General features: G+C 61.6%; 15 protein-coding genes. 8 read left to right on the forward strand and 7 right to left on the reverse strand.

Annotation, left to right across the window (positions count from 1 at the left end):
* Positions 1–68 precede the first annotated feature (68 nt).
* Positions 69–2,663, forward strand: coding sequence for a TonB-dependent receptor (locus G4Y73_RS03095; RefSeq protein WP_164229265.1), 2,595 nt, complete (start codon positions 69–71; stop codon positions 2,661–2,663).
* A gap of 91 nt (positions 2,664–2,754) precedes the next feature.
* Here G4Y73_RS03095 and G4Y73_RS03100 read toward each other — a convergent pair whose 3' ends face one another.
* The 3 genes from G4Y73_RS03100 to G4Y73_RS03110 form a co-directional block, all read right to left on the reverse strand.
* On the reverse strand, positions 2,755–3,327 hold the full coding sequence (locus G4Y73_RS03100; protein ID WP_164229267.1) for a DUF1415 domain-containing protein: 573 nt from the start codon (positions 3,325–3,327) through the stop codon (positions 2,755–2,757).
* A 210-nt stretch (positions 3,328–3,537) separates the two neighbouring features.
* Positions 3,538–4,578 (reverse strand): hypothetical protein, encoded by a 1,041-nt coding sequence (locus G4Y73_RS03105; protein WP_164229269.1) that lies wholly within the window; start codon positions 4,576–4,578, stop codon positions 3,538–3,540.
* A 423-nt stretch (positions 4,579–5,001) separates the two neighbouring features.
* Positions 5,002–5,892, reverse strand: coding sequence for a hypothetical protein (locus G4Y73_RS03110; RefSeq protein WP_164229271.1), 891 nt, complete (start codon positions 5,890–5,892; stop codon positions 5,002–5,004).
* Positions 5,893–6,117: 225 nt separating this feature from the next.
* Between G4Y73_RS03110 and G4Y73_RS03115 the strand changes: the two genes are divergently transcribed.
* Positions 6,118–6,924, forward strand: a complete 807-nt coding sequence (locus G4Y73_RS03115) for a GNAT family N-acetyltransferase (protein ID WP_164229273.1) — start codon at positions 6,118–6,120, stop codon at positions 6,922–6,924.
* A gap of 69 nt (positions 6,925–6,993) precedes the next feature.
* Here the strand turns inward: G4Y73_RS03115 and G4Y73_RS03120 are convergent, their stop codons facing one another.
* Positions 6,994–8,322, reverse strand: coding sequence for an amidohydrolase (locus tag G4Y73_RS03120; protein WP_164229275.1), 1,329 nt, complete (start codon positions 8,320–8,322; stop codon positions 6,994–6,996).
* Positions 8,323–8,484: 162 nt separating this feature from the next.
* On the opposite strand from G4Y73_RS03120, the gene G4Y73_RS03125 reads away from it, so the two are divergent.
* The 3 genes from G4Y73_RS03125 to G4Y73_RS03135 all read left to right on the forward strand — a co-directional run bounded on the left by G4Y73_RS03125 (position 8,485) and on the right by G4Y73_RS03135 (position 11,628).
* Positions 8,485–9,036 (forward strand): hypothetical protein, encoded by a 552-nt coding sequence (locus tag G4Y73_RS03125; protein WP_164229277.1) that lies wholly within the window; start codon positions 8,485–8,487, stop codon positions 9,034–9,036.
* 148 nt (positions 9,037–9,184) lie between these two features.
* A complete protein-coding gene (locus G4Y73_RS03130; RefSeq protein ID WP_164229279.1) occupies positions 9,185–10,042 on the forward strand; it encodes a neutral zinc metallopeptidase in 858 nt (285 codons plus the stop codon).
* Positions 10,043–10,152: 110 nt separating this feature from the next.
* Positions 10,153–11,628: a DedA family protein gene (locus G4Y73_RS03135; RefSeq protein WP_164229281.1), complete on the forward strand. Its 1,476-nt coding sequence runs from the start codon at positions 10,153–10,155 to the stop codon at positions 11,626–11,628.
* A 10-nt stretch (positions 11,629–11,638) separates the two neighbouring features.
* Here the strand turns inward: G4Y73_RS03135 and G4Y73_RS03140 are convergent, their stop codons facing one another.
* A complete protein-coding gene (locus G4Y73_RS03140) occupies positions 11,639–12,115 on the reverse strand; it encodes a hypothetical protein (RefSeq protein WP_164229283.1) in 477 nt (158 codons plus the stop codon).
* Positions 12,116–12,143: 28 nt separating this feature from the next.
* Positions 12,144–12,419, reverse strand: a complete 276-nt coding sequence (locus G4Y73_RS03145) for a DUF883 family protein (protein ID WP_164229285.1) — start codon at positions 12,417–12,419, stop codon at positions 12,144–12,146.
* Between the two features lie 260 nt (positions 12,420–12,679).
* Between G4Y73_RS03145 and G4Y73_RS03150 the strand changes: the two genes are divergently transcribed.
* The 3 genes from G4Y73_RS03150 (at position 12,680) to G4Y73_RS03160 (ending at position 15,500) form a co-directional block, all read left to right on the forward strand.
* Entirely contained in the window at positions 12,680–13,237 is a 558-nt protein-coding gene (locus G4Y73_RS03150) for a DUF305 domain-containing protein (protein ID WP_164229287.1), read from the forward strand.
* 135 nt (positions 13,238–13,372) lie between these two features.
* Positions 13,373–14,647, forward strand: coding sequence for an MFS transporter (locus G4Y73_RS03155; protein WP_164229289.1), 1,275 nt, complete (start codon positions 13,373–13,375; stop codon positions 14,645–14,647).
* Between the two features lie 22 nt (positions 14,648–14,669).
* Positions 14,670–15,500: an SDR family oxidoreductase gene (locus tag G4Y73_RS03160; protein ID WP_164229292.1), complete on the forward strand. Its 831-nt coding sequence runs from the start codon at positions 14,670–14,672 to the stop codon at positions 15,498–15,500.
* A 39-nt stretch (positions 15,501–15,539) separates the two neighbouring features.
* Here G4Y73_RS03160 and G4Y73_RS03165 read toward each other — a convergent pair whose 3' ends face one another.
* Positions 15,540–16,838, reverse strand: a complete 1,299-nt coding sequence (locus G4Y73_RS03165; protein ID WP_164229294.1) for an APC family permease — start codon at positions 16,836–16,838, stop codon at positions 15,540–15,542.
* Positions 16,839–16,916: the final 78 nt, after the last annotated feature.

Raw genomic sequence — 16,916 nt, forward strand, 5'->3', positions numbered from 1 at the left:
GAAAAGTGAACGCCCGTTCGCTGTGTGCTAGGGTTACGCGGAAGACGATTGGAGAGGGAGCGGGAGAAATGGTCGGTGGCGTGGGGGCCGCCGACCGGGTTCACACAGGAAGCAAGGGGCTTCTTACGGGCCACCGACCGGTCACCGAAGTGGTGGTGGGCTCGGGTACAAGCACGTCTCGCATTTTCCGACCAATCGAAGTTACACAAGCTATAGGGAGAAACCTCATGCCGCGAGCGAGTGAATGTACTGACCCATCGACCGAAGCACGCGCCCTGGTAGCGCCTGCCGCGACCGGGAGCAGATTCCGGACATCGACATCCTGCCTGCTGGTAACACTCCTGGTCACCTGCCTTTCGATACCGGCATTGGCACAGTCGGACCAGAACGCGCAAGACGAAGAGGAGAAGGAAGAGGAAGCACAACGTACCTCGAGCTCCGTCACCGATACCGTGATCGTCACCGCGCAGAAGCGGGAACAGAGTGTGCAGGATGTGTCCGTGGCGGTCACCGCCTTCAGCGGGGACGCCCTGGAAAAACTGGGCTATGAAGAGGGACTGGAAGTGTATCAACAGGTCCCCAATATGAACTTCTTCGCCATCTTCGGCGAAGCCTCGAGCCCGTCGATCAGCATGCGCGGGATCAGTCTGGTCAACTTTTCCGACTCCTGGGAATCCCCCGTTTCGATCTACGTGGACGAAATCTATCGAGGGAACCCCGCCGGCTCGGCGATCCAGCTGTTCGACCTGGAACGGGTGGAAGTGCTGCGCGGGCCCCAGGGCACCCTGTTCGGCCGCAACGCAACCGGCGGCCTGGTGCAGTACGTAACCGCCGCCCCGACCGAGGAATTCGAAGCCCACGGCAGTGTCCAGGTGGGCTCCTATTCCCAGAGAATTTTCGAGGGTGCCGTCAGCGGCGGACTCGGGGACGGTGTGCGCGGCCGCTTTGCCTTCAAGGTGAACCAGGACGACGGCTGGCAGGTCAACAATGGTGATCCGGTAAACGACTACGGAGTCGCGGTCAACACCTCCAAGAAGCTCAACGAGACGAATAACTACGGTTTTCGCGGCAAGCTCGCGTTCGATATCGGGCAGTCCTCAGAATTGCTGCTGGATGTACATGCCAGCTCCGCCGACCAGCAGTCCGTTGGTTTCGCCCATATGGGGTATCTGGACTTCAATGAGGACGGCTCCGTCTCTGACCAGCGCTGCTCTGTGGCCCGCATCCACCGGGGTGAATGCACCAGCAATACCTTTAACACCACGGGCATCATCCAGGCCGGTGGTGATTTCAATCCGGAAGACGTGTCCTCGAGCATCGGTGGTGCGGACGGCATCAAGACCGAGATCGACACCCTCGGCGCATACGCCCGCCTGATTGTCGATTTCGAGCACTTTACGCTGACCTCTGTAACCGCTTACGAGAGTCTGGAGAAACTTCTTCAGGATGACGGCGATGGCGTCAGCGCCGGGCCGAATCTCGATCCTGAAGGCAACACTTTCGACGTGTTCTTCGATGAGGAGTACACGGTAGATGCCGAGCAGATCACCCAGGAACTTCGCCTGAACGGCAACACGGACCGCATGCAATGGGTCACCGGCCTTTATCTCTATGACGATGTCCGGGATATGACTACTCAGAACCCCGCCGAAGAAGAGTTCGATGCGGCGGCTGATATCGGTTTTGCACATTTCGAGGACGTCACCCTGGATACCCAGTCCTGGGCGATATTCGGACAGGTCGACTACAACCTGAGCGACGCCCTGACTTTGGTTGCGGGCCTTCGGTACTCCGACGAGGAACGAGACTTCGACTATCTGCGCGATCCCACGTACTACGGCGAAAGCCTGACCGTGCAGGATTCGTTGTCGGAGGATGCGCTCACCGGCCGTCTGGGGCTCGATTACCGGCCCGACTACAGCACGTTGATCTACGGCAGTCTGTCGACAGGACATCGCACGGGCGGCTTTTCCGCCAGCTACAACAACCAGCCCGAGGCGTTCGAGCCGGTCAGCAAAGAGGAGATCACCAACTTCGAAGTGGGCTGGAAGAAGACCTTTGCCGACAACCGGGCGCGTTTCAATGCTGCTGCCTTCGTCTATGAGCTGGAAGGGTTCCAGGCGCAGCTGTTCGAGAATGTCTCCACCGGCCAGGTGATCCTTAACGCTGGCGACGTGACCGGCAAGGGCATTGAGGCGGAATTGAACTATCGCCTGACCGACAATTTCGAGGTGATTGGCGGACTCGGCTTGCTCGACACGGAACTCGATTCGGATCGTTCCACCATCGTCGCCGGAGATTCGCTGAGCCTCGATGGCAACGAGTTGCCTTCGGCCCCGGCATTCTCGTACAACCTGCTTGCGCGCTACTATCGTCCGCTCAGTGGTGGCAGCGAAATCGCCATTCAGGTTGACTACTCATGGCAGGACGATCATTACCTCCAGGTGGAGAACGATCCGTTCTCCCGTCACCCGGACTACGGCATCGGCAATGCCCGGGTCTCCTGGCATTCGGCCGATCGTCGCTGGACGGTGGCGGGCTTCGTCAAGAACCTGGCCGACGAGGAATATTTCACCTACCAGAACACCCTGGGTGACGACTGGGGCTACGGTGTCTGGGGCAAACCCCGCACCTGGGGCTTGCAGGTTAGCTGGAGTTACTAGCCCCGGCCCAGCGCGCCCCAGGTGGGCCTGCCTCCGTTCGGGGGCGGGCCCTTCCTTCGTCAGGGGGCGTAATCGTCCTAAATTGACGGGTTTACCCTGACCGTTTCGTCGACGCGCGCGGCATCAAGGCTTTCCAACCCTCCATGCCCAGCGCCTGGAGTGTCTTGATGTTGCGTTCGTAAATTGCATCGGGATTCGGCATGTTGACCGTGGCCGCCTCGATGCTTGCTTCGCGTAGCAGGTGCAGCATGGGGTAGGGCGATCGGTTGGTGCAGTTGGCTGGATCGTCAGCTTGGCTGTCAGCAAACTGATAGTCGGGATGGAAACTGGCAATCTGTATCGTCCCGTCCAGCGTCAGGTCTTCCAGCAGCCGGTCCGCGAGTTCGAGAAAGTCGTTGTAATCGAAAAAGTCGACCAGCACGTGGGGATGAATCAGCAGCGTGGTCTCGCATTTGGCCGGATCGGAAGATTGCAGCGCCAGCAACTCGTCGGCCAGATCCTGGGCCAGCTGTTGTTGGCTGTTTGCCTCACTGACCCTGAATCGAACCCTTCCCTGACGCCACGGCGATGCGGCAAACGGGCACAGATTCAGCCCGATCACGACCTCTTCGAGCCACTGGCGAGTTGCCTCGACGACAAGTTGGTTCTCTGACGATTCTGACATGGCGGCATTCTAGCGAAAACGAGGGCACTCAGGATTCTCCCCAGTTCACCGATGGCCTGTCTGCGAGCCGGTGGAGTTTCCCAGGCTGAACGCCCGACCACAAGAAAAGAAGAAACTGCCTGCCTCGCTGCTGGATAAGAAACGGGGCGGAAGTCCGCCCCGTTCATCACGTCACAGTAACCGCGGGCCGTCACCCGCGGATACGAGGGTTCAGGAGATGTCCTCACCGATGTTGCCACCTTCTTCTGCAACTTCGGCTTCCGGCGCATCGATCTCAACGTTGCCGCGGTCGATGCAGGCTTCGCTGCCCGTCTCGCCGAATTCGCCGGCTATGTCGAGATCAGCGTCATCGGATGTCACGGCGATGCTGCCGCGGTCCTTGTTGGCGTGCGCCGTGCAGCCGGATGCGTTTCGGGCGGTCAGATCGATCATCGCGAGACCGGACTGCCCGTCCTTTTCACCGCCGGAGCACAGGTATTCGGCTTCTATAGTGGCACTCGTTTCGGAGGTGTAGGCGATCTGCAGGGCGGAGTATTCGCAAACGCTGCCGAACTCACGATAGTTGATTTCGATCGTGCTTGCCGCGAGCGTGCCGTCTTCGAGGGTGCCCACTGCACCGCCAAAGGTCCATTGCGGTGACTTGCCCCGGCCTCGTGGATCCTGGCCGATTCGTCCGCTGACCTTGGCGAAGTCGGCGACACAGTTGAGCGTGAATTGCAGCTCGTCGTAGGCGACCTGAATGGCTGTTTCCAATTCACCTTCATCGACCTTGGAGCCCGAAACCTGGTAGACGGCCGATTCCACATTGGGCACCAATCCGGTGACCGGCCCGAACGCACTCCATTCTGCAGCGCTGGGGCTTTGCAGTAGATCAAGCATGACCAGCTCGCCTTCGCCGAAGTCAACCGTCAACGTGCCCCAGTGTTCGCCTTCGGTGGCGATCGATCCTGCCGCGGTGAATTCGCCATTGAGGTGTTCGTTGCTGCATTCGGTCACGTCGACGGACTGTGCCAGGTTGGCGGTGTGTTCGCCAAAGGGGTGGCCGTCGCCGATCAGAAAGAACCACTCGCCGGCCAACGGATTGAATAGATCCGTTCCGGTCGAAGCGATCACTCCGTCATCAGCCAACCAGCCCGAGAGGTCGCCGGTCTCCGCGCCGGGGTTTTCCAGTTCATTGGCCGTAACGGATCCGGCCATGGCAAGGCCGCTTGCCAAAAGGGTCATCGTGCTGAACGTAGATAGTCTGGTCATTGTTTCAATCCTCCAGTTGGCCCCTTGCATTACAACGGTGACTACTGATTGCCGTAGGTCGGCTATTCGCCATTGCAAAGGCCGTGCCAGAGTTTCTGGAATTCAGTCCCCATGGGATGTGAGGGTGAGAGTAGATAGTCCCGGACGAGATTGCCCGCGAGGGAACCGTCGCCGTCGGGCGACAGCTCGACCGATCAATCGATTCCGCATCCAGCCAAGAACCGGAAGAAGAACGTCGCGAGAAGGCTGGACCGGGAAAAAGCCTTGCAGAAACGTTCGGCGTTTTCAGGTGTCGCCCCGGAACGACAGTCGGAGGCAATCTCGGTGTTCTCGAACATTGAGCGCCTGGCGCTAGCAGATTCCCGGGTCCCCGGAAAGGCGATTCCGGAATTGGAGATCGCCGGAGCCCGGCCGGCGTGTCGGTCAGGGACGGTCCGGAAGCTCCCAGATATCGACGCGATCGAGCGCAATGTAGGGCACGGCGAGCCGGCGTCCGGAGGCATCAAGGCCGATATCGGCGGGCCGGCCCGGGGTCCGGATCAGGATCTCGGCCTCACCGTCGCGGACGAACCAGATCGCCTGGTCGTGCTGGGAGGCGATCAGGAGACCGCCTTGCCAGGCCTCCAGTCCGTCCATGTTGCCGCCGGCCGGTAATGTCTCCCCGTCGATCAGGTCATCCTGACCTGGCCGATAGCCGATGAGCGTTCGGCCACCGCCCCAGGGCGCGAGCATGAGCGCTTCGTGCCCTGCATCCCAGACAACGCCGTTCGGCGGTGAAACCAGCCCCTCGTCGGCAACGACTGATATCTCTCCGTCGACAATCCGGAACAGTCGTGCATTGCCGGTATCGGTCAGGTAGATCGCCCCTTCCGGCCCGATCTCGACATCGTTGAGGAACCCCGGCTCGAATGCGGAAAAATCGATGAACTCCAGATGCGCGCCCGATCGACGGTCGAAGGCGTGCAAGCCTTCCGCATCGGCGACCCATAAACGCTCGCCGTCAATCCGCATCCCGCGCGGACCGTGCAGGGGGTGGCCATCGGTTCCAATCATGAATTCGCGCTCGAGAATCTCCCCATCGGAGGCGATCTTGGAGACGAAGCCGTTCGCATCGCCGGCTGCATCGCCGTTGAAGTTCGAAACGAACCAGATCTCCTGCTCCGCGTCCCAGTGGACGGCTTCCGGGCCGGACAGGCCTTCGACGGTGGCAATGCGGTCGTCGACGTCCTGAATGTTATCGGCCCCGCCCGCAATAACGGCCGACCCCGTGATCAGCATCAGCGGTATGACTGAAAAAAGATTGACTCGCTTCATGATGACTCCTCCCGCACGCGCAGCATCGGTGGCCAGAGCATCCAATCTACCGCCGGCGCAATCTGGCAGCAACTCGAACCTTGAATCGATTGCTGTCGAAATCATGCAGATCCCGTTGTGGATACGGTTGGAAATCGGGAGAGAGGGCGTTTATGCTTCCTGCTGTCAACGCCGGTGCGCCGGGTCAGCCCGGGGCCAGGCGATCAGCTCAACCGGGGACTCCCAATGAAAGACATTGACAAGCGCTCCGAGCTCATCGAACGCGAGGCCTTGCTCTCGCTGCACCGCCACTGCCCACCAGAGACGCGCGAGACACTCGGCCTGTTCCTCGAGGAGGTCGACGACGCACTCGTTGCCGGCGCCTCCAACGATCCGAGTATTTTGCTCAACCGCGCTCTCGGCCTGGGAAGTCGAAAACCGCCGAGTGCCGATGCGATCGCTCGCATCGACTCGATCTACCGTGAGCGCGGAGTCGAACGTTATTTCCTGCATGTCTATCCCGACACCCTCGAGCACGGCGCTGCCACGTTCGAAGACACTCGTCTGGAGCCGGCACGCGGCTGGATGAAGTTTGTCCGCGACGACTCTCCGCGCCCTGACGGTTCAACCGAGCTTGAGGTGCGGCGTGTTGGCAGGGAGGGCGCGCAAGATTTTGGCTGCATCGTCGCCGGTGCTTTCGGCATGACGCCGGCCGCTGGGCCCCTCCTCGCCGGACTGGTCACCGATGAGCGCTGGCACCTGTTCGTGAGCTACGCCGGCGATGAGGCCGCCGGCGCTGGCTCGATGCTGATCGACGGTGACGTCGCCTGGTTCGAATGGGGCGCCACCGAGCCGCAATACCGCCGGCGCGGCAGCCAGGGCGCGATCATGCGCGCCCGCATCGACGCCGCCCGTGACGCTGGCTGCAAGTTCATGTTCACAGAAACCGGCGAAGCCTCCGGTGACGATCCGCAGCACTCCTACGGCAACATCCAACGCTACGGCTTCCGCGAGAGCGTGCTGCGGCAGAACTGGGCGCCGCCTGCGTCCTGAGCTCGGTACGTCGACCACGCCTCTCGAAGGCCGCCTCCGCGAGTCTCGGCGGCGTCCGGTTTTGTTCTTTTATTGAGCTTCTTCCATACCTCCCCCGAACAAGTGGGTCGCGGCGCGGACCATGGTTTCGGTGGCCATGGTGATCGCCGGTTCCGGTTCGATACGGAAGAACGGTGAGTGGTGCGAGGGCGCATCGTCGAGGTCTTCCGGGGGCGTTCCGCCGACGTTGAAGTACACGCCCTTGACCCCGCTATCGGGGGTGACGAAATACGCGAAGTCCTCCGCGCCCATGCCATCACGCGGCTCGTCCCAGAGCACGTCCTCGCCGAACGCTTCGGCGACCACGTTGCGCACGCGTTCGGCGGTGGCGCTGTCGTTGATCGTCGGCGGCGTGGTTTCGGTCTCCGAGCGGGTGACTTCGGGCAGCAAGTCGTCGGGCACGCCCAGGGAAATGGCTACACCGCGTGCGACCCGGTCGATGGCGTCGAGCAGGGTATCGCGCACTTCAAAATCGTTGGAGCGAACGGTCAACTGCATTTCGACCCGGTCACCGATGATGTTGTGCTTGCTGCCGCCGTGAATTGCACCGACCGTGATGACGCCAGCCTGCTGCGGTGCGATCGTGCGCGAGACCACCGATTGCAACGAAACGACGATCTGTGAGGCGACCAGCACCGGGTCGATGCCCTTATGCGGCGAGGCGCCGTGTGCACCGACGCCGTGGACGACGATGTCGACCGAGTCCGCACTCGATGCACGCAGCGCCAGCGGCACTTCGATCCTGCCCGTCGGGATGCCGGCGGATACGTGGAAAGCCAGCGCGTAGTCGGGTTTGGGGAAGCGCTCGTACAAACCATCTTCGAGCATCCTGCGCGCACCGGAGATTCTCTCCTCGGCCGGTTGGCCGATTAGTACAAGCGTGCCCGACCATTCGCTCTTGCGCGCGGCCATCTGGCGCGCCGTGCCGACCAGCGACGTAATGTGCGTATCGTGGCCGCAGGCGTGCATGACCGGCTTGACCTCGCCGTCGATATCTTCCTGGGTAGCGGTCGATGCATACTCCAGTCCGGATTGCTCGCGTATCGGCAGGCCGTCCATATCGGCGCGGATCATTACCGTGGGGCCGTCGCCGTTTTGCATGACCGCGACCACGCCGGTGCCGCCGACGCCTTCGGTGACCTCATAACCCAGCTCGCGGATTTCAGCCGCCAGCCGTTCCGAGGTCTCGAACTCGCGGTGCGAGAGCTCCGGGTTCTCGTGGAAGTGCTTGAACAGGGCTTCCAGATTCCGTTGGTAGTCGGTAGCGATGGATTCGCGCAGTTCGTCCTGCGCGCCGGCCTGCATGGAGACGGCGAAGCAGATCGAAAGTACCAGCATTGTCAGTCGGGTTGAACGCATGATGGGGTGTCCTTCAGGTTTCGTGCCTTCATGATACTCGCTGCAGCCAATGTACCTGCTGTGACTCCCGGGAATGCATTCCATTGCGGTTGTGGCGGTTAGCTTGACGCTGCTGGACGAACAGCCAATAATCGATTGGCCCTCTTTCAACGGGAGCTCCTCATGTCTGCCTTGATTGGTCTATGGCTGCCCATTGTGATCACCACGGTGGTACTGTTCTTTGCCAGCTTCCTGGCCTGGGCGATCTCGCCGCATCACAAACCAGATGTCAGAAAATGGCCTGACGAAGATCGGCTCCTGGAATTCATTCGTGCCAGCGACGCACCACCGGGTGAGTACCTGTTTCCGATGATCGATGAAAAGGATATGAAGGAGGACTGGGCCAAACAGCGATATGCCGCCGGTCCATGGGGCATGGTCAACGTCTGGCCGGCCCAGCCGAACATGGGAGCCAACATGGTCAAGACCGTGTTGTTCTTCCTGATCGTCACAATCGTCATCGCACACCTGGGGACACTGACACTCCCCGCCGGTGCCTCCTTTGAACGGGTCTTCCATATCGTTGGCCTGATTGCAGTTCTGGCCCATACCACCGGCGGAATCTGTCGTGAAATCTGGTTTACCCGCCCACTGCGAGCCAAGGTCATGGATGTCGTCGACGGTGTGGTCTATGGCCTGATCACCGGCCTGACATTCGCACTAATGTGGCCATGAATCCTCAAGGCAAGGGATTCGCGGTAGTCATAATGCAGGTCGCTGGCGGACGCTCTGCAGGTTCTGGGTGTGGTGGCGTACAGACCACCGGGTGATCGGACTTTAGCTTGGTATGGGTTCACCGGAGGTCGTACAGACGTAAGCAGTAATGAAATGGGAACGCGCACGCAAGAGCCGTAATGTCGAGGATCGTCGCGGCCGTCGAGTGGCGGCCGGCGGTGGGCTTGGACTCGGTGGCATCGCAATCGTGGTCGTGATCAGCCTGCTTTTCGGCCAGAATCCCCTGGAACTGCTCGGCCTGGTATCCGAGACTCGGACGACGGTCGATGATTCACCAGGCGCGTCTGCGCCCGATCCGACCGACGAGGACAGCCAGTTTGTTGCCGCCATCCTTGGCGAGACTGAAGACGTCTGGCGCGTCCTCTTCGAATCACGCGGCGCGATCTACCCGGCGCCTACGCTGGTGCTTTTCACGGGACAGGTGCGTTCGGCTTGCGGCAGCGCAAGCAGCGCGATGGGTCCCTTCTACTGCCCCGGCGATCGCAAGGTCTACATCGACCTGTCGTTTTTCGACGAGATGGAGCGGCGTCTTGGCGGCGGTGGCGACTTTGCCGAAGCCTATGTGATTGCCCATGAAGTCGGACATCACGTGCAGGGGGTCACGGGGTCGGCGGATGCCGTTAACGACGCGCGACGTGCTGGTCGCGAGATCGACGGCGACGGTGGACTGCTGGTGCGCCAGGAACTCCAGGCGGATTGCTATGCCGGGGTCTGGGCCCATCATGCCCAGAATCGTCATCAATGGCTGGAGGCCGGTGACGTTGAAGAAGCGCTGGCAACCGCCAGCGCCATCGGAGACGATCGGCTTCAGCGGCAATCTCGCGGCGTGGTGGTGCCAGACGCCTTTACGCACGGCTCGGCCAGACAGCGCGTGCGCTGGTTCCGAACCGGTTTCGAGCACGGCGAACCCACGCGCTGCGACACCTTCGAAGCCACCGCCCTTTGACCAGCCGGCAGGCGAACACCCGCGATTCTGGCTTTTCTCGGTCGAGCCTGATTTCAGCTACAGGGTGCTGCCCCGGGTCAGAATAGTTTGTTTATACTCGGCAATGGGGGGTGGCGCTGAACGATCGTGCTGGTGATCGGGGCACCTCGTCCGATGGTTCGACCTATACGACATCATCCGACAGACCTGGATTCATGGACAAACTCCTCCAGCCGCTACTCGAGCTTCCCCCTTTCACGGTCTACCTGCTGATCGGGCTGCTTTGCTGGTCCGAGGGTGCATTCTTCCTCGGATTCGTGACGCCGGGGGAACTCGCCGTCGTGACCGGTGGGATCCTCGCATCGCGCGGTCATGTCGAGATGGATATTCTGCTGGGGGTCGTGGTGTTCGCGACCATTGCGGGCAACGCCACCGGTTTCTACGTGGGTCGCCGCTGGGGAGCCGGAATGTTGGGGTGGGCTCCGCTGCAGAGATTTTTTGGTCCTTCGATTCGGAGAACGCAGGACTTCATGTACCGACGGGGGGAGTGGGCCATTGCGCTGAGCCGGGTATCCACGCCGACTCGAATCGTCGTGCCGTTTCTCGCAGGCGCGTCCGAGGTTCGCTATCGTCGGTTCGTGCTGCTCGATGTGCCGGCGAGCCTGGTCTGGGCCCTCGTGTATGCCACGCTCGGATACGTTCTGGGTGCGTCCTGGGACGTCATCAAGGAGGTGAGCGGAACCGCTGCCCTGCTGGTTCTGATTCTGTTCCTTCTGGCCGTAGTCATTCGGTGGGTGGCCGCCCGCGTCGCCGCACACCGGCGTCGGGTTGAGGCTTTGTTCCGGCTGACGCTGCGGGTAACCGGTACCCGGGGCATCGCACGTACGCTCGCTCCCGGTTTCCGCTGGCTAAACCGACGATTCGACCCACGGTTGGCTCAGGGGCTGAGCCTGACGCTGGGCTTTCTCGCCCTCGTGGGGGCGATCGGGGGTGTCGGCCTGGTGTTCAGTCAGACTCAGGCGGTTCGGGGTCTGGCATTGATCGATTTTCCCGTGCTCGAGTGGATGGGCAACACCCGAACCGAAGAGGCGGTTTCGATTGCACGGAGCGTGCTGCTGGCATTTCACTGGCCCGGAGTCGTCGGCCTGGCCGTGCCGCTGATGGCCTTCGCGTTGTGGCGGGCAGGATGGGTCGCGTCGATCCGAATCGGCGTCGGAGTTGTTGGCGCGGCGGGAGGCGCCTATTTCCTCGATCGTTTCGTGCTCGAAGGGCACGTTCCGGGTGCGGAGTTTCCCTCGGTGCCGGTTGCCGTTTCAGCAGTGCTGCTCGTTCATATGACCGCGCTGACGGCCAGAATCCTGGATTGGGGCGGTGCAGTGGCAAGTGCGGCGGTCGGCACGTTCGTCCTGTTCACAATAGGGTTGGGAACGGTCGTGGCCGGGTGGGCAGCGCCTTCGGGAATCGCTCTGGGGCTGGCCCTGGGGATGGCCTGGGCGACGGCGCTGGAACTGCCCGGGACTGCCTTGCGATCCGAGCCTTCTTCCCCGGAGGAGGCGGAGCCAGGCAATCCGCCATCGCGTGGGAGGAACGAGCCTCCGCTTGGGTGATGCGAGCGCTTCAGCGTTGGCGCTGCGACCGACGCAGGGACTCGGACTCTGAATAGCGCGTATACAGGTCCATCAGCACGTGGCGGAAACGGTCGCTGTAACCGGCCGCAATGCCCAGCGCCAGCGTCGTAAGCGCTGCCCGGTCCGGATGATTTCGGATCCACTCGCTCAGCACCGGATCGGCGTGTTCGCGCAGGAATTGCTCAAGATCTTCGCGAAGATCGAGGTCCTCCGAATCCGACCGAGCGCCTGATTTCGGTGAAACGTCGCGGCTGGCGTTGGCAATCCGCGCGATCACCAGAATCAGAGCGATCAGTACGATGCCGCAGGCGGCCGTTACCAACGCGGCCAGTTTCGGCGGCAAGATCTCGCTGAAGGCGAAATAGCCGGCGAGGCCAAGAAACGCGAACACGCACAACGCCAAGGGTACGACCAACGCCGTCACCAACGCGCCGGTTTCAACGCGCTTCTTAAGCTTCTTCAGCATTGCACTTTCCGGAAATCAGCAATCGGCTTCAGCGGCTGAGCAGCTTGCCGAGGATGATGCCGAGACCGAGCGCCGCTGCCATGCTGGTCATCGGGCGTTCTTCGACTTCCTTTTCGAACGCGCTCCAACTCTGGCGGGCCTGTTCGCGCGACTGATCGGCCGCGGCGCGAATTCGGTCGCGGCCTTCGTCGGTAGCCGACCGTGCCAGCTTGGAAACCGTCTTTCTCATTTCCGAGAGCTCACTCTTCAGGGACGAATACTCTTCCTTCAGCTCCTTGAGTTCCTTGTCCATTGCAGTGGCCATGGGCCCTCCTGTGACGCGTAATTTGACAAAGAATCGTTCGAATAGAATAACACCGGACGAGAATCTGGGCGACAAACGGGGCAGAACCGGGTATACCTGCTACTTTGGCTGGTGCTGCGTCTTCGCATGGTTCGGTGGGCTGGCGAGCAGACCACCGGGTGAGCGGGGTGCTACCCGCGCGCTGTGGTCGGTGAGAAGCCTGATTGACCAGTGCCTGATTGAGCGCGTGGCCGGGTCTTATGCACGACGGAGGAACTAGTATGGATCAACAAAAGGAAATGGCGGGGATGGGATGGGGCCGTTTTGCGGCGATGATTGCAACATCAACGATCATCATGGTCTTTCTGATGTATCAGCTTGTCTACTCACTCGACCATGCATACGTGAGCCTGAACCGCCTGATTGCTTCATTGGTAATGGGGTGCGTCATGGCTGTAGTGATGTTGTCCTTCATGTGGTCTATGTACAAAGGGCTGGGAACCAAAATTGGAGTTCTCGTATTAGCCGCGCTGTTGGCGACAGGGTTTCTATACATTAATAGAAGCCAATCTTTGATCGGGGATGTCGAATTCATGAAATCCATGATTCCGCATCATTCGATTGCCATAAACAACTCGCGCAAGGCGAGCATCAGCGATCCACGCGTCCGCGAGCTGGCTGATGAAATCATTGCAGCTCAGGTCCGCGAGATCGCAGTGATGAAGTTGCTCCTGGAGGATATTGAGCAGAATGGAGAGCGTCAGGAAAAGGCGCTTGCCCCGCGATCCACCGAAGTGACGCCGGAGATGCAGCGCGAGATCGAGAAGGCGGTGCAGTGAAGCGGTGGAACTTCTTGAGCGAGTGGCGCGCTGGATAGGGGTCAGCGGCGTTACGGCAACTGACTGGTATGGTGAACTGAAACCAAGCGAGTAGGTAGTCGAGCAAAGTACTTTTGCTTGCCTGGCGGAGGCAACATGAGGTCACTTTCAAGCACAGGGTTCGCGCTGTTCGGTGCAGCGCTGGTCGCGATCAGCTATGGGCTCGCGCGCTTTGCCTTCGGGCTGTTCGTGCCTCCAATCCGCGCCGACCTGGCGCTGACGCCGGATGTGATCGGCATCATCGGCGCGCTGCCACTGATCAGTTTCTTGCTGGCCACGCTGGTCGCGCCGCTCGCCGCCGATCGCCTCGGTGCCCGCTACACGGCGGTACTGTCGGGTGGTTTCGGTGTCGTCGGCCTCGTGCTGATCAGCCTGGCCTCCGGTGCCCTGTCGCTTGGCCTGGGGGTGTTCGCTTGCGGCGTCTGCACCGGCCTGATGATGCCGGCGCTCACGGCTGCCATGCAGGCGCTGGTGAAACGTTCATTGCACGGGCGCGTCAGCTCGGTCATGAATGCAGGTACCAGCATCGGTGTGGCCGTTGCCGTCCCGGCGGTCCTGTTCCTGTCCGGTGCCTGGCGTTTCGCGTACGTATCCTTTGCGGTCCTGGCGGGTGTCGGTGTGATTGCTGCGTGGTACTTCATTCCCTCGGTGTCGCGGATCATGCCGGCCAATGCCGCGCCGCCGCCGCCGATCAGCGCCCTGCAATGGTCGCGGCTGTTCCGGTTGTCGCTGTTTGCATTCGTGATGGGTTTCGTCTCTGCGGCGTACTGGATCTTCGCGCCCGATCTGGTGGTCAGTCTCGGCGGTTTGCCGCCTGGCGCAACCGGGTGGCTGTGGCTGGCGGTCGGCATTGCAGGTCTTGGTGGCGCCGTGGCAGCCGACCTGGCCGATCGCAACAATCCGCCCATTACGCACGCGCTGATGCTGATGATGATGTCCGCGAGCCTGGCACTGCTCGCCGCCAGCCCCGGTCAGCTGGTGCTCGCGGCGTTTTCCGCGCTGGTCTTCGGCCTGGCTTACATGAGCCTGACGGGGCTCTACCTGTTGACCGGAATTCGCCTGTTGCCGGGCCGACTTTCGATGGGGCCAGTGCTGCCATTCATGGCCTGTGCGCTCGGGCAGGCGGTCGGTTCCCCCGTGGTCGGTGTGCTGGTCAATGAATTCGGTTATGCCGATGCGTTTGCCATGTTCTCCACGATTGGCATCGTGGTGGCGCTTTTGTCACCGCTTTACCCGCGCTACATTGAGCACGAGCCTGAGGAGGAACAGGAAGAGGACGAAACCGGTCTCCAGGCGGCATACGATCACCAGCTCCAGGGCGAGGATGGCGAGCCACTCAGGCCTGCCACCGGAAATGCCCGGAGTCCGTAATCAGCAATCATAGGGAGCGGTCATGACGGACGTCGTCGTAGTCATCGGATCGGGAGCGATCGGTCAAGCCATCGCGCGCCGCGTCAGCGCAGGCAATAAGGTGTTGCTCGCCGACTTGCATCGCGAAAATGCCGAGGCTGTCGCGAAAGTGATGGGTGATGCCGGGTTCGATGTGCGTCCGACAACCGTGGATGTCACTTCTCGAGAATCTGTTGCAGGTCTGGTCGAGGAGGCTGCGGGACTTGGAGATATCACCGGGGTCATACACTCTGCCGGCGTCTCTCCCTCGAATGCGCCACCGGCCGTCATTTTCAAGGTTGACCTGTATGGTACGGCCGTCGTACTGGAAGCCTTCGGCAACGTGATTGCCCGCAATGGATCGGGTCTGGTCGTCTCCTCACAAGCGGGGCACAGGCTGGGGACGTTGACGCCCGAACAGACCAGTGCCTTGGCGACAACACCGGCCGACGAGCTGCTCGATCTCGCCATGCTGCAGCCCGACCGGGTAACGGATTCGCTACGGGCCTACCAGATTGCCAAGCGCGGGGCCTCGCTTCGGGTGCAGGCCGAGGCGGTCCGGTGGGCCAGGCGTGGGGCGCGGGTCAACGCCGTCAGCCCCGGCATTGTCGTTACGCCGCTGTCCAGGAAGGAGTTGAGCGGCCCGAACAGCCAGGGCTACAAGCGCATGATCGAGGTTTGCGCAGCCGGTCGCGCCGGTACACCTGATGAAGTCGGGGCTGTCGGGGCGCTGCTGATGGGGCCGGAGGGCGCCTTCATCTCCGGCAGTGATTTCCTGATGGATGGCGGGGTTACGGCCGCTTACTGGTATGGCGATCTGGCTCTTCAGGAGTAAGGAGTCGGAGATTCTTGATCGACACAACGGGCCTGCATTTCAGTCTCGTCTTGCCAGCCAGTAAATAACCGTGCCGACGGCCAGCACGAGCGCCGTGGCCAGTACCGATTGCAGGCTGATCTGGATCAGTAGCAGGCTACAGGCGGCGAAGGCAATGACGGGAATGAGCCAGCCGCCGGGCAAACGGAAGCTGGCGGAGTTGTTGTCGGCAGCTTGGGCGCGAAGCCGCGGCATGGCGCCGATGCAGGCCATGTAAATCAGGACGCGCACCAGCGCGCTCATGGCTGCCAGCCAGACGAATGATCCAAACACCGAAAGCAGCAGGGTCAGTGCCGTAAAGAAAATTATGGAATTGGCTGGCGTGTGATACTCGGCATGAACGCGCCCGAACCAGGCCGGGAAGTTGCCGTCTCGCGCCAGCGCATAGGTCAAGCGGGGTGCGGAGATCATGGTGCCGGCGACATTGCCGCCCACCGATACCACCACGCCGATGGTCAGCAAGAGCGCGCCGGCCGGTCCCATCAAGACTTCGGCCACATCGACCAGCGCGCGCTCGGATTCGGCCAGGTCGGGTAGGGCGGCCACGCTGATGGCCTGGATCAGTACGTAGAAAACGGTCGCCACGCCGAGCGCGCCGAACAACGCCATCGGCATCGCGCGCGACGGATTTCTGACTTCGCCCGCTGGCACCAGGGCCGACTCCCAGCCGACAAAGGCATAGATGACCAGCAATGCAGCGGTGGCGAAATCGCCGATCGCCGGTGGTGCCTGGCCGGCAAGGGAACTGCCGGCCGGCGCCAGCCAGGCCAGGCCGAAGATGACCAGGCTGATCAGCGGAATCAATTTCAGTACGGTAAGCACGCCGAGCGATCCCACGGCGCGCTTGATGCCGGTGACATTGATCCAGCACAGGCTGCCGAGAATACCGGCCATCAGTGCGACCCGGATCCAGCCTTCTTCGGCGGCCGGCCACAGGTAGCCCAGCGAGACGATGAGCAGGTTCAGGTTGGCCGCATACGCGGTCAGCCGCGCGATGTAGAAGGCCCAGCCGGTCTGGAACCCGGCAAAGCGTCCGAAAGCCGTGTCGATGTAGAGGATGGGTCCGCCGGTGCGATCGAAGCGCGAGGCGATCTCGGCAAAGCACAGCATGATCACGCCCAGCAGCAAGGCGCAGGCAACAAAGACCAACGGGCTCCAGGCCCCGGTCAGGGCCGCGGCCCCGGCCGGTACTCCGAAAATGCCGGCTCCGATCATGCCGTTCAAGGCCAGCAGGCCGATGCCGAGCGCTCCGAGTCGGCGTACCAGGCCCTCATCTACTGGACGGTGGGATGATTCCATGCAGTGGATTCTGACACGAAACCCGAAGCCAGCTCAGGAGGTCGCGAGACATGCTGAAAGAGGATGGGCGTATTAGTC

Origin of the sequence: Wenzhouxiangella sp. XN201 (assembly GCF_011008905.1) — a bacterium.
Lineage (GTDB): Bacteria > Pseudomonadota > Gammaproteobacteria > Xanthomonadales > Wenzhouxiangellaceae > Wenzhouxiangella.